The sequence below is a fragment of the Mycobacterium sp. 852002-51152_SCH6134967 genome (assembly GCF_001667105.1).
Classification (GTDB): Bacteria; Actinomycetota; Actinomycetes; order Mycobacteriales; family Mycobacteriaceae; genus Mycobacterium; species Mycobacterium neumannii_A.
On record NZ_LZIK01000012.1, the window covers coordinates 267,139 to 279,369 of the forward strand.

Here is a 12,231-nt window from a genome sequence, read left to right on the forward strand (position 1 = left end):
TTCAAGCGCAGTAATTGCTGATCAAATGAAGCTTCTTCACACTGGAGGCAGAAACCAGCAGAGGAGCGATCATGCGTGTCGGCATCCCGACCGAGATCAAGAACAACGAATACCGGGTCGCGATCACCCCGGCCGGAGTCGCCGAGTTGGTGCACCGCGGCCACGAGGTGATCATCGAAGCCGGTGCCGGCGACGGTTCGGCAATCTCGGACGCCGATTTCAAACGCGCAGGCGCTCAGCTCATCACCAGCGCCGACCAGGTGTGGGCCGAGGCCGAACTCCTGCTCAAGGTCAAGGAGCCGATCGAAGCCGAATACCACCGGATGCGTCGGGGCCAGACGCTGTTCACCTACCTGCACCTCGCCGCGTCGCGGACGTGCACCGAAGCGCTGCTGGCCTCGGGAACGACGTCGATCGCCTACGAAACCGTCCAGACCGCCGACGGGGCCCTTCCGCTGCTGGCCCCGATGAGCGAGGTTGCCGGACGGTTGGCGGCCCAGGTCGGGGCCTACCACTTGATGCGCAGCCACGGTGGCCGCGGCGTCCTGATGGGCGGCGTGCCGGGCGTGGCTCCCGCCGACGTCGTCGTGATCGGCGGCGGAACCGCCGGCCGCAATGCCGCGCGGGTGGCCGCGGGCATGGGCGCGAACGTCACCGTGTTCGACGTCAGCCTCGACAAGCTGCGCGACGTGGATGCGGAGTTCGGCGGGCGCGTCGGAACCCGGTACTCGTCGGTCCTGGAGCTCGAGGACGCGGTGAAGGACGCCGACCTCGTCGTCGGCGCGGTCCTGGTGCCGGGCGCCAAAGCGCCGAAATTGGTGACGAATTCGACTGTCGCCCACATGAGGCCGGGCGCGGTGCTGGTCGACATCGCCATCGACCAGGGCGGGTGCTTCGGGGATTCGCATCCGACCACGCACGACGACCCGACGTATGCCGTGCACGACACGCTCTTCTACTGCGTCGCCAATATGCCCGGCGCGGTGCCCCGCAGCTCGACCTTCGCCCTGACCAACGCGACCATGCCGTACGTGCTCGAGCTGGCCGACCAGGGCTGGCGGGCGGCGTGCCGGGCCGATGCCTCGCTCGCGAGGGGTCTGTCCTCCCACGAAGGCGCCCTGCTGTCCGCACAGGTCGCCGCCGACCTCGACCTGCCGTACACGGATCCGTCGATGCTGCTCTGAGCCCACGCTCAGCGTGTTTGCCGGGCACCCTTAAACCTGCCGGTGCAAAAAGATAGGGATTCGCCCGATTCCTCCGTCGCGCTCCATGCCATACCGTTTAGTCCAGCGGCTGGCGCTCGGTGCAGGGAGGCGAAGAGCGTGGGGGGACAGCCGCTGACAAGCCAGCTTGACCCGGTCCCGAGGGGTGACCGGGCAAAGCTGGCGCCTTCGTTCAATATCAGGTCAGAAGGCCGGCGACCAGCACAGACGCCACTTCACCGACCAGCTGCCGGTCGTTCGGGACGTCGGGGTCGTTTGCCGCGGTCCTGGTCATGATCGCCAGCAGCAATCGCTCACCGGCCGGGCCGAACGCGATACCGACATCGTTCGTGCTCGCGAAGTCACCGCTGCCGGTCTTGTCGGCCGTTGCCCAGCCCGGCGGCAGCACCGGTCGCACGCTCGATGTCTGATTGGCCCGCATCCAGTCCTCGAGCTGCCGGCGTTGCGGCTCGGCGAGCGCGTTGCCTGTGAGTATCGCCCGGTAACCGTTTCCGACGGCCTCGGGTGTGGTGGTGTCGCGCGGATCTCCGGGGACCGCCGCGTTCAGCTCGATCTCCCAGCGGTCGAGTCGGGACCGTTCGTCGCCGATGCTGCGGGCGAAGTCGGTCACGCCGGACGGACCACCGATCACCCGTAGCAGCCAGTTGCCCGCGGCGTTGTCGCTTCGCTGCAGGGCGGCCTGACACAGCTGCGCCAGCGTCATCGTCTGCCCGACGTGCGCCTCGGTCACCGGCGAGTTGGGCACGATATCGCCCGGCTCGATGGTGATGCGATCGGTGAGCGCGAGCTCACCGCGCTCGGCCTTCTGCAGCACCCGCGCGGCGGCGTAGGTCTTGAACGTCGAGCACATCGCGAACGGGTCCTGAGCGCGATGCGCGATGGTGCGCCCGGTGCCGAGATTGGTTGCGAACACCCCGATCAACGCGTTCTGCCGACGCTCCATCTCGCCGAGCCGGTCCTCGATCGGCTGTAAGGGACGGTTGGGGTCGGCCATGGCGGCCTTGTGCGGTGAAGCGGCGAGCGCCGCGAGTGTCAATCCACCAATCAGAACGTGACGACGCGGTAACCCAGTCATGGGGCCCCAGCGTAGGTGATTAGCCGGCGATGGCCCGAAGCGGCTGAGGCAGTGACCGTTTCGATTGAAGCGGACCCAACACAGCGCCGCCGTAGGGCCGCCGCAGAAGCCGGCGCGCGACGGCGTTGACCTCGTCGAGCGTGACCGCGTCGATCTTCGCCAACGTCTCGTCGATGGTGCGGTGCTCACCGAAATGCAGTTCGCTGCGGCCGATGCGGTTCATTCGCGATCCCGAATCCTCCAGGCCGAGCACCAGTCCGCCGCGCAGGGAACCCTTCGCGATCCGGCACTCGTCTTCGGTGATCCCGTCGCTTGCGACGGCCTCGAGCACATCGGTGGTCACGCGGGCAACCTCGTCGAAGCGGTCCGGCAGGCAACCCGCGTACACCGACAGCGCGCCGCTGTCGGAGAAGGTGTCGATCGTCGAGTACACCGAGTACGCCAACCCACGAGCCTCCCGAATCTCCTGGAACAGCCGCGAACTCAGGCCCCCGCCGAGCGCGGTGTTCAGCACCGACAGCGCCCAGCGGTGCTCCCAGTGCCGTCCCGGTGTGCGCACACCCAGCGAAAGGTGCGTCTGTTCGGAGTCCCGGTTGACCAGTTCCAGGCTCGGGCGTCCACCCACCCGGCCGGCACCTTTGCGGGGCGGCACCGGTGTGCGGCCACGCATCAGACGCGCGCCGAAGTACTCGCGCGCCAGCGACACCACGTCGTCGTGATCGACGTTGCCCGCCACCGCGAGCACCATCCGCTCGGGGGTGTAGCGGCGGACGTGGAAGGAGTGCAGTTGGGCGCGGGTCATCGAGGAGATCGAGTCCACGCTGCCGATCACCGGGCGTCCAACCGGATGCGAGCCGAACATCGCGGCGAGGAACTCGTCGCCGAGGGTGTCCTCGGGATCGTCGTCGCGCATCGCGATCTCCTCCAGCACCACGTCGCGTTCGACCTCGACGTCCTCGGCCGCGCACTGTCCGCGCAAGACGACGTCGGCGACGAGGTCGACGGCCAACTCCAGATCGGAGTCGAGCACGTGCGCGTAGTAGCAGGTGTGCTCGCGGGCGGTGAAGGCGTTCAGCTCGCCGCCGACCGCGTCGACGGCCTGCGCGATGCTCACCGCCGACCGGGTCGGCGTCGACTTGAACAGCAAGTGCTCGAGGAAGTGCGCCGCACCCGCGACACTCGGGCCCTCGTCGCGCGAACCGACGTTGACCCATAGCCCTACCGACGCCGAATGCACCGACGGGAGGTACTCGGTGACCACACGCAGGCCACCGGGTAACACCGTGCGACGCACTGCCTCCGCTGATCTGTCGCCACGTTCGGTGTGGCGCAACGCCCTAACTGCTGGCCGCTGCGGCATCTGCCGGCGCGGCGTCGGAATTGGACGCGGCTCCATCTTCCTGTTCGTCGACGAGGATCAGCGAGATCTTCCCGCGGTTGTCGATGTCGGCGATCTCCACACGCAGCTTGTCGCCGACCTTGACGACGTCCTCGACCTTGGCGATCCGTTTGCCACGTCCCAGCTTCGAGATGTGGACAAGCCCGTCGCGACCCGGAAGCAGCGACACGAAGGCGCCGAAATCCGTTGTCTTGACGACGGTTCCGAGGAACCGCTCGCCGACCTTGGGCAGCTGCGGATTGGCGATCGCGTTGATCTTGTCGATCGCCGCCTGCGCCGACGGTCCGTCGGTCGCGCCGACGAACACCGTGCCGTCGTCCTCGATGGAGATCGACGCGCCGGTCTCCTCGGTGATCTGGTTGATGATCTTGCCTTTGGGCCCGATCACCTCGCCGATCTTGTCGACGGGCACCTTGATGGTGGTGATCCGCGGGGCGTACGGGCTCATCTCGTCGGGCCCGTCGATGGCCTCGGCCATCACCTCGAGGATCGTCAGCCGGGCGTCCTTGGCCTGCGACAGCGCACCGGCGAGCACCTGCGACGGAATGCCGTCGAGCTTGGTGTCCAACTGCAGCGCGGTGACGAACTCCTTGGTGCCCGCGACCTTGAAGTCCATGTCGCCGAACGCATCCTCGGCACCGAGGATGTCGGTGAGCGCGACGAACCGGCGCTCAGTCTTGCCATCAACCTCGATGTCGTCGGACACCAGGCCCATCGCGATGCCCGCGACCGGAGCCTTGAGCGGCACACCGGCGTTGAGCAGCGCGAGCGTCGATGCGCATACCGAGCCCATCGACGTCGAACCGTTGGAGCTCAACGCCTCCGACACCTGGCGGATCGCGTACGGGAACTCCTCGACGCTGGGCAGCACCGGCATCAGCGCCCGCTCCGCCAGCGCACCGTGGCCGATCTCGCGGCGCTTCGGCGAACCGACACGGCCGGTCTCACCGGTCGAGTAGGGCGGGAAGTTGTAGTGATGCATGTAGCGCTTGGAGGTTTCAGGCCCCAGCGAGTCGATCTGCTGGGCCAGCTTCATCATGTCGAGGGTGGTGACGCCCAGAATCTGGGTCTCGCCACGCTCGAACAGCGCGCTGCCGTGCGCCCGCGGGACGACGGCGACCTCGGCACTCAGCGCGCGAATGTCGGTGATACCGCGGCCGTCGATGCGGAAGTGATCGGTCAGGATGCGTTGGCGCACAAGCTTTTTAGTCAGCGAGCGGAACGCGGCGCCGACCTCCTTCTCGCGGCCCGCGTACTGCTCGGCCAGCCGCTCGAGCACCTCGGCCTTGATCTCGTCGGTGCGGTCGTTGCGCTCGGCCTTACCGGCGATGGTCAGCGCCTCCGACAATGCGTCGGTGGCCACCGAGGCGACGGCGTAGTAGACGTCTTCGCCGTACTCAGGGAACACCGGGTAGTCGGCGGTCGGCTTGGCGGCGCGCTCGGCCAACTCCTGCTGCGCTGCGCACAGGCTCGCGATGAACGGTTTGGCGGCCTCCAGGCCCTCGGCCACGACGCTCTCGGTGGGCGCCTGCGCACCGCCGGCGATCAACTCGACGACGTTGTCGGTGGCCTCGGCCTCGACCATCATGATCGCCACGTCGCCGCCCTCGATGGCACGACCGGCGACGACCATGTCGAACACCGCCCGCTCGAGCTGCTCGACGGTCGGGAAGGCGACCCAGGTCCCGTCGATCAGCGCGACACGCACGCCGCCGACCGGCCCGGAGAACGGCAGGCCCGCGATCTGCGTGGACGCCGACGCCGCGTTGATCGCGACCACGTCGTACAGATCCTTGGGATCCAGGCTCATGACGGTGACCACGACCTGGATCTCGTTGCGCAGGCCGGCGACGAACGTCGGCCGCAGCGGGCGGTCGATCAGCCGGCAGGTCAGGATCGCGTCGGTCGACGGGCGGCCCTCGCGGCGGAAGAACGAACCGGGGATGCGACCCGCGGCATACATGCGCTCTTCGACGTCGATGGTCAACGGGAAGAAGTCGAAATGATCTTTGGGGGTCTTGCTGGCCGATGTCGCCGAGAGCAACATCGTCTCGTCGTCGAGGTAGGCGACGACGGCGCCGGCGGCCTGCTGGGCCAGCCGGCCGGTCTCGAAACGGATGGTGCGGGTGCCGAAGCTCCCGTTGTCGATCACGGCGGTCGCTTCGTACACGCCGTCTTCAATTTCAACTACAGACATAGGTGTCCGTATGGCCTCTCTGGTTCAGTGTCTCCACTGTTTAGCTGTTTTCGCGTCGTCACAGCGCTTGAACCACCGGCCTCGATGCGGCTACGGCCATCGATCGAAGCTGCCGGCAGTTCTTCCGGCAGCCACTACCGAAGACCGCGCGATCGAGCAGGTCCTGGTTATGACACGCGGGAACGGTGCTCGCGGAGCTGCGAAAACCGCACCCAGGTCGTTCGCGCCTCAATGGCAGTCGAACGAGGCCATCGTACTCTGCGAGGAGTACCCGGCCGAATCCCGTCGCGCGTTCGCGCGCCGGTACGAGGTCAGCGACGCAGGCCGAGTCGTTCGATCAGCGTGCGGTACCGCTGGACGTCGACCTGGGCCACGTACTTGAGCAGCCGGCGCCTGCGGCCGACGAGCAGCAGCAGACCACGCCGAGAGTGGTGATCGTGCTTGTGCACCTTCAGGTGCTCGGTGAGGTCGATGATCCGCTTGGTCAGCAGGGCGACCTGCGCCTCCGGCGAGCCGGTATCGGTGTCATGCAGGCCGTAGTCGCTCAGGATCGACTTTTTCTCTTCGGCGGTAAGCGCCACGAAACAACTCCATCTTTTTCAGTCCGCGGGAAGGGGAGGGGTGGGCCCCGGGAAGGCGCGGCCGCCGCGAACTGCAGCGCACGCCCGGTCGGCAGGCAGTCTAGCAGCGGCCGAGGTGAGCGGCGAAATCGCAGCTCAACGGTGCCGGTGTCACCGAGCCAGGACTGTGCGGGCGTGTTCGGTGTCGCGCCCCATCTGCTCGACCAGGTCGTCGACGTTGGCGAACTTCTCCTGGCCGCGCAACCGGGCCACGAAATCGACGGCGACGTGCTGACCGTACAGGTCGGCGGTGGTGTCGAGCACGAATGCCTCGACGGTGCGGGTGCGTCCGGAGAACGTCGGATTGGTCCCCACCGAGACCGCGGCCTGGTACCGCTCGCCGGGGATGACGCTGCCCGCGACCGGACCGTGGCCGAGCACGGTGAACCACGCCGCGTAGACGCCGTCGGCGGGAATCGCCGAGTACATGGGCGGCGCCACGTTGGCGGTCGGAAAGCCCAGCACCTTGCCCCGTCCGTCGCCGCGCACCACGACCCCCTCGACGCGGTGCGGGCGCCCCAACGCCTCGGCCGCGGCGACGACGTCGCCCGCGTCGACGCAGGACCGGATGTAAGTCGAGGAGAACGTGACGGCCCGGTCGGTGTCGGCCACTTCGGAGACCAGGGTCATGCTCTCCACGGCGAAGCCGAACCGCTCGCCGGCCTGGCGCAGCAACTCGACGTTGCCCGCCGCCTTCTTGCCAAACGTGAAGTTCTCCCCCACAACGACCTCGACCACGTGCAGGTGTTCGACCAGGAGTTCGTGGATGTAGCGCTCCGGGGTCAGCTTCATGAAGTCGGCGGTGAACGGCATTACCAGGAAGACGTCGACGCCGAGTTCCTCGACCAGTTCGGCGCGCCGGGTCAGCGTGGTCAGCTGGGCGGGATGGCTGCCCGGGAAGACAACCTCCATCGGGTGCGGGTCGAAGGTCATCAGCACCGTGGGCACGCCGCGGGACCGGCCGGCCTTGACCGCGTGGTTGATCAGCTCCTGGTGTCCGCGATGCACACCGTCGAAAACCCCGATGGTGACCACGCATCGGCCCCAGTCCGTCGGGATCTCGTCTTGTCCCCGCCAGCGCTGCACGAGGGCAAGCCTACGGCGCGACAGGGGTCCTCCGCGTCGCCGGATCCCCCAGATCAGGTGAGTATTGCCTAAACTTTGTCATTGTGAATCCTGCCGGCGATGCGCGTGACCTGACGACGGTTGCCCAGGACTACCTGAAAGTCATCTGGACCGTTCAGGAGTGGTCGCAGGAGAAGGTGAGCACCAAGTTGCTGGCCGAGCGTCTCGGCGTGTCGGCCAGCACCGCCTCGGAGTCGATCCGCAAGCTCGCCGACCAGGGCCTGGTCGACCACGAGAAGTACGGCGCGGTGACGCTGACGGAGGCCGGCCGGGCCGCCGCCCTGGCGATGGTGCGCAGGCACCGGCTGATGGAGACGTTCCTCGTGCGCGAGTTGGGTTACAGCTGGGACGAGGTGCACGACGAAGCCGAGGTCCTCGAGCACGCGGTGTCGGACCGGATGCTCGACCGCATCGACGCCAAGCTCGGGCATCCGACGCGCGATCCACACGGCGATCCGATTCCGGCCGCCGACGGACGCGTGCCCGCCCCGGACGCGCGCCAGTTGTCGGCCTGCAACGACGGCGACCGCGGCACGATAGCGCGCATCTCGGACGCCGATCCTGAGATGCTGCGGTACTTCGACAGTGTCGGCATCAGCCTGGACTCGCGCCTTCGTGTGGTGGCCCGGCGCGACTTCGCCGGCATGATCTCGGTGGCCATCGAGTCGACAGACGGCGACGACACCACCGTCGAGCTGGGAAGCCCTGCCGCAGAAGCGATCTGGGTGGTCGCGAGCTAGCGCGATGGTGGCTGTGGCGGGCCGCCGGCCACTGCGACGAGTGCCCGCCTATCAGCGAATTATTCGCTGCCAGCGAATTTTTCGCTGCAAGGCGGGCGCCTTCCCGAATGGTCGGCGGCGATAACCGGCCGCCGGATTTTCGCCATGGCTCCACATCCGCGGGGTGTCCCCTCAGCTTCGTTCGACGGCGGCCGGCTGTTCCTCGGACATCGTGAGGCCGGAAGCCCGCACGAGCACCGCCAACACGATCGCGACCAACAGCAGTGCGGGCACATCGCCCACCAGATGCCCGGTCTGGTGCTCACCGCGCACCGACTGCACCGCCATGATGACGGCGTGCACGACGCTGGACCACACCGTGAACCAGATCAGGCTCAGATGAGCGCGCGGATTACGCGCCGCCCACACCAGAAAGACCCCGAGGGTCGCATACAGCCCGACGATCATCATGAAGTAGTCGGAGTGATGCGGCGGTCCCGGATGCCACGCCCAACCTGACGGCCACACCGCGGCAAGCGGATACAGGCAGAGGGCAACCACGCCGAACACGCCCAATGCGACCTGAAGAGCTTTGTACGGAGACGCCATTTTCGGCTCCCATCTCTAGGACGGCGTCAGTATGCGCCCGGATGCGCCGGCCTACAAGGTCGCCGGACGCAGCACGACGACCGACTTCGTGCGTTCCGACCGGTCTTCCAGCAGCGCGATGACCTGACCGTCCTGAGCCGTCGCGGCGTAAATCCCGTCGATGCTCGCCGGTTCGAGCGGTCGGCCGTGCCGCACGTCCTCGGCCTCGTCTGAGGTCAGTTCCCGCCGCGGGAAGGCCAAAAGACATGCGGTGTCGAGGCTGTACGACAGTCGTGGGGTTTCGGCGAGCTCGTCGAGCGTGCGCGCCTCACTCAACCCGAATCCGCCGACTCTGGTGCGACGCAACGCGGTGAGATGCCCACCGACTCCCAGCGCGGCGCCGACGTCGCGGGCCAGTGCACGAATGTAGGTGCCGCTGGAGCACTCCACCTCGACGTCGACGTCGACGACGCCGGGTTCGCGGCGGACGTCTAGCACCGTGAACCGCTCGATACACACCCGGCGGGGTGCCAACTCGACGGCCTGCCCTTCGCGCGCGAGTTTGTAGGCGCGCTGTCCGCCGACTTTGATCGCGCTCACCGCCGACGGGACCTGGTCGATCTCGCCGCGAAGGTCCGCGACCGCGCGCTCGATGCACTCGTCGGTAACGACGTCGGCCGAAACCTGCTGCAGCACCTCGCCTTCGGCGTCGTCGGTCGAGGTGGTTTGCCCGAGCCGGATGGTCGCGGAGTACGCCTTGTCCGTCGCCGTCAGCAGTCCAAGTATCTTGGTGGCGCGCTCGATCCCGACGACGAGAACGCCGGTGGCCATCGGGTCAAGGGTCCCGGCGTGGCCGACCTTGCGGGTGCCGAAGAAGCGACGGCAGCGGCCGACGACGTCATGGCTCGTCATGCCCACGGGTTTGTCGACGATGACCAGACCCGCCTGTGTCATAGCACGATCGCGGTCAGCGCCAGACCGTCGCGGACCGACCACCGACCGGCCAGGGATTCCAGCGGGGTTCCGTGCATCGCCGCCGGGTCGATCAGGATTCGCGAGACGAAACTGCCGGAGGTGCCGCTGTCGTCGACGTCGAAGACAATGTGCGCGTCCTCGAAACCCAGCCACCGGCGGGTCACCGGGAACCACGCCTTGTAGGTCGCCTCTTTGGCGCAGAACAGGATTCGGTCCCAGTGCAGTTCGCCCGGCAGCTGTTTCAGTTCGATTCGCTCGGCGGGCAGGCTGATCGCGTCGAGCACACCGTCGGGCAGCACACCGTGCGGTTCTGCGTCGATGCCCACCGACCGCACCTCGGCCTGCCGGCCGACCACAGCCCCGCGATAGCCATCACAGTGCGTCAGCGAGCCGACGATGCCGTCGGGCCACCGGGGTTCACCCTTCTCCCCCTTCAGAATCGGCACCGGTCCGACACCGATCTCGGAGAGTGCCCGTCGCGCGCAGTACCGCACCGTGACGAACTCGTTGCGCCGCTTGGCGACCGACCGCGCGACCAGAGGCTCCTCCTCGGGCAGCGGCGCCAGGCCCGGCGGGTCGCGGTAGACCTCGGCAGCTGCCAGGCCCGGCGTCGTCGCCGGCAGCACACCGGACAGCAGCGACGCGGCGACCGTCATCGCGAAACCTGCCTGTCGCGGATCCGCTGCTGCACCTTCTGCGCGTTCTCCCGCATCTCCTGGGTGATCTGGAAGTGGCCGCCGAACTCGTTGAGGTACCCGGGCGGATACTGCGGGTCGGGCAGGATCTGGCGCATCCAGCGATATGGCTTGCGGCGGCGCCACTCTCGCGGATATCCGACAGACACCTCCTCGAACCGCACACCGTCGTACCACGTCGTGCGCGGAATGTGCAGGTGTCCGTAGACGGAGCACACCGCGTTGTAGCGGGTGTGCCAGTCGGCGGTGGCGGTGGTGCCGCACCACAGCGAGAACTCGGGGTAGAACATCGCGTCGCAGGGTTCGCGAACCATTGGGAAGTGGTTGACGAGCACCGTCGGCGTCATCCAGTCGAGGTCCTCGAGTCGCTTGCGGGTGTAGGACACCCGGTCGCGGCACCACGCGTCGCGGGTGGCGTAGGGCTCGGCGGACAGCAGGAACTCGTCGGTGCCGACGACGTTGCGCTCGCGCGCAATGGCCAGTCCCTCGGCCTTGGTGGCGGCGCCTTCGGGCAGGAAGGTGTAGTCGTACAGCAGGAACATTGGCACGATCGTGGCCGGACCGCCCTCCTCGGTCCACACCGGGAACGGGTGCTCGGGGGTGATGATGCCCATCTCGTCGCACATGTTGACCAGGTAGTCGTAGCGGGCCTTGCCGAAGATCTGCATCGGGTCGCGGTTGGTGGTCCACAGCTCGTGGTTGCCCGGAATCCAGATCACCTTGGCGAACCGTTTGCGCAACAGGTCCAGGGCCCAGCGGATCTCGTCGGTGCGTTCGGCGACGTCGCCGGCGACGATGAGCCAGTCGTCGAGCGAGGCCGGATGCAGCGACTCGGTCACGGGTTTGTTGCCTGTGTGACCCGTGTGCAAGTCGCTGATCGCCCAGAGCGTGGGTCGTCGGCCGTCGCGTGTCACAACTGACCAGGGTACTTAACCGGATGCGCGCGGCTCGTCCGGCAACTAGAACAGGTTCTTGTTTCTCTTCGGGTGCTGGCAGCGGCCCGCTACACTCCCCGCAGGGTCGGACCGACGAACAAAGGGGTGACATGCTCGCCAAGCTGCGCTTGGTCTCGGCACTGTGCGCACTGATCGCTGCGGTGATGGTGGTGTGGCAGGCCAACCCGGCCGGCGCCCCGCGGGTGGACGCCGTCGACATTCCGATGACGAATGTCACGACGTCGATCAAGTGGCCCGTCATCGAGACCACCGACCCGTCGCCGTTCAACCCGTGCAAGCAGATTCCGCTCGAGGCGGTGCAGGCGATCGGTCTGACGTTCACCCCGCCGACACCGGAGGATCAGCTGCGGTGCAGGTACGACGCGGGCAACTATCAAATGGCCGTGGAGGCCATCGTCTGGCGCACCTACGAGCAGACGCTGCCCGCCGATGCGGTCCAACTCGACATCGACGGACACCGCGCGGCGCAGTACTGGGTCATGAAGCCGACGGACTGGAACAACCGCTGGTGGATCACCTGCATGATCGCCTTCGACACCAGCTACGGCGTGCTGCAGCAGTCGCTGTTCTACTCGCCGATCTACTCCGAGCCCGACCCCGACTGCATGCAGACCAACCTGCAGCGCGCGCACGAGCTGATTCCGCACTACGTGTTCTGA

At 67.3% G+C, this 12,231-nt stretch carries 12 protein-coding genes; 3 read left to right on the forward strand and 9 right to left on the reverse strand.

Translation table 11 applies throughout. The features are described 5' to 3' along the window. The first annotated feature begins 71 nt into the window (after nt 1-71). On the forward strand, nt 72-1,184 hold the full coding sequence (gene ald / locus A5790_RS04010; RefSeq protein WP_066841485.1) for an alanine dehydrogenase: 1,113 nt from the start codon (nt 72-74) through the stop codon (nt 1,182-1,184). Between the two features lie 217 nt (nt 1,185-1,401). On the opposite strand, the gene bla is transcribed toward ald, so the two are convergent. The 5 genes from bla to A5790_RS04035 form a co-directional block, all read right to left on the reverse strand. Further along, entirely contained in the window at nt 1,402-2,298 is an 897-nt protein-coding gene (bla, locus tag A5790_RS04015) for a class A beta-lactamase (RefSeq protein ID WP_066841486.1), read from the reverse strand. 19 nt (nt 2,299-2,317) lie between these two features. Further along, nucleotides 2,318-3,658 (reverse strand): pitrilysin family protein, encoded by a 1,341-nt coding sequence (locus tag A5790_RS04020; RefSeq protein WP_066841542.1) that lies wholly within the window; start codon nt 3,656-3,658, stop codon nt 2,318-2,320. Continuing rightward, nucleotides 3,636-5,894, reverse strand: a complete 2,259-nt coding sequence (locus A5790_RS04025; RefSeq protein ID WP_066841487.1) for a polyribonucleotide nucleotidyltransferase — start codon at nt 5,892-5,894, stop codon at nt 3,636-3,638. The genes A5790_RS04020 and A5790_RS04025 overlap by 23 nt, the downstream gene beginning before the upstream one ends. A gap of 311 nt (nt 5,895-6,205) precedes the next feature. Then, nucleotides 6,206-6,475 carry a 30S ribosomal protein S15 gene (rpsO, locus tag A5790_RS04030; protein WP_064394493.1) on the reverse strand — a complete coding sequence of 90 codons (270 nt, stop codon included), beginning with the start codon at nt 6,473-6,475 and terminating at the stop codon, nt 6,206-6,208. 150 nt (nt 6,476-6,625) lie between these two features. Further along, nucleotides 6,626-7,600: a bifunctional riboflavin kinase/FAD synthetase gene (locus A5790_RS04035; protein ID WP_156656290.1), complete on the reverse strand. Its 975-nt coding sequence runs from the start codon at nt 7,598-7,600 to the stop codon at nt 6,626-6,628. An 83-nt stretch (nt 7,601-7,683) separates the two neighbouring features. Between A5790_RS04035 and mntR the strand changes: the two genes are divergently transcribed. Next, entirely contained in the window at nt 7,684-8,379 is a 696-nt protein-coding gene (gene mntR / locus A5790_RS04040; RefSeq protein ID WP_064394496.1) for a manganese-binding transcriptional regulator MntR, read from the forward strand. Nucleotides 8,380-8,550: 171 nt separating this feature from the next. On the opposite strand, the gene A5790_RS04045 is transcribed toward mntR, so the two are convergent. From A5790_RS04045 to A5790_RS04060, 4 genes are read right to left on the reverse strand one after another with little or no spacing between them, the layout of a single operon-like run. Further along, entirely contained in the window at nt 8,551-8,967 is a 417-nt protein-coding gene (locus A5790_RS04045) for a DUF6632 domain-containing protein (RefSeq protein WP_066841489.1), read from the reverse strand. A 51-nt stretch (nt 8,968-9,018) separates the two neighbouring features. Continuing rightward, nucleotides 9,019-9,900, reverse strand: a complete 882-nt coding sequence (gene truB, locus A5790_RS04050) for a tRNA pseudouridine(55) synthase TruB (protein ID WP_066841490.1) — start codon at nt 9,898-9,900, stop codon at nt 9,019-9,021. Next, nucleotides 9,897-10,577, reverse strand: a complete 681-nt coding sequence (locus tag A5790_RS04055; RefSeq protein WP_066841491.1) for a 4'-phosphopantetheinyl transferase — start codon at nt 10,575-10,577, stop codon at nt 9,897-9,899. The genes truB and A5790_RS04055 overlap by 4 nt, the downstream gene beginning before the upstream one ends. Continuing rightward, the gene (locus A5790_RS04060; RefSeq protein WP_066841492.1) at nt 10,574-11,530 is read right to left on the reverse strand and encodes a metallophosphoesterase; all 957 of its coding nucleotides are present in this window, start codon (nt 11,528-11,530) and stop codon (nt 10,574-10,576) included. Before A5790_RS04060 ends, A5790_RS04055 begins: the two co-directional genes overlap by 4 nt. Nucleotides 11,531-11,661: 131 nt before the next feature. On the opposite strand from A5790_RS04060, the gene A5790_RS04065 reads away from it, so the two are divergent. Then, complete coding sequence (locus A5790_RS04065) at nt 11,662-12,231, forward strand: DUF3558 domain-containing protein (protein ID WP_066841493.1); 570 nt, start codon at nt 11,662-11,664, stop codon at nt 12,229-12,231.

What these genes read in the sequence shown, in the direction of transcription:
- ald (WP_066841485.1), top strand. Translation starts at nt 72, where the DNA reads ATGCGTGTCGGCATCCCGACCGAGATCAAGAACAACGAATACCGGGTC.
- bla (WP_066841486.1), bottom strand. Translation starts at nt 2,298, where the DNA reads ATGACTGGGTTACCGCGTCGTCACGTTCTGATTGGTGGATTGACACTC.
- A5790_RS04020 (WP_066841542.1), bottom strand. Translation starts at nt 3,658, where the DNA reads ATGCCGCAGCGGCCAGCAGTTAGGGCGTTGCGCCACACCGAACGTGGC.
- A5790_RS04025 (WP_066841487.1), bottom strand. Translation starts at nt 5,894, where the DNA reads ATGTCTGTAGTTGAAATTGAAGACGGCGTGTACGAAGCGACCGCCGTG.
- A5790_RS04045 (WP_066841489.1), bottom strand. Translation starts at nt 8,967, where the DNA reads ATGGCGTCTCCGTACAAAGCTCTTCAGGTCGCATTGGGCGTGTTCGGC.
- truB (WP_066841490.1), bottom strand. Translation starts at nt 9,900, where the DNA reads ATGACACAGGCGGGTCTGGTCATCGTCGACAAACCCGTGGGCATGACG.
- A5790_RS04055 (WP_066841491.1), bottom strand. Translation starts at nt 10,577, where the DNA reads ATGACGGTCGCCGCGTCGCTGCTGTCCGGTGTGCTGCCGGCGACGACG.
- A5790_RS04065 (WP_066841493.1), top strand. Translation starts at nt 11,662, where the DNA reads ATGCTCGCCAAGCTGCGCTTGGTCTCGGCACTGTGCGCACTGATCGCT.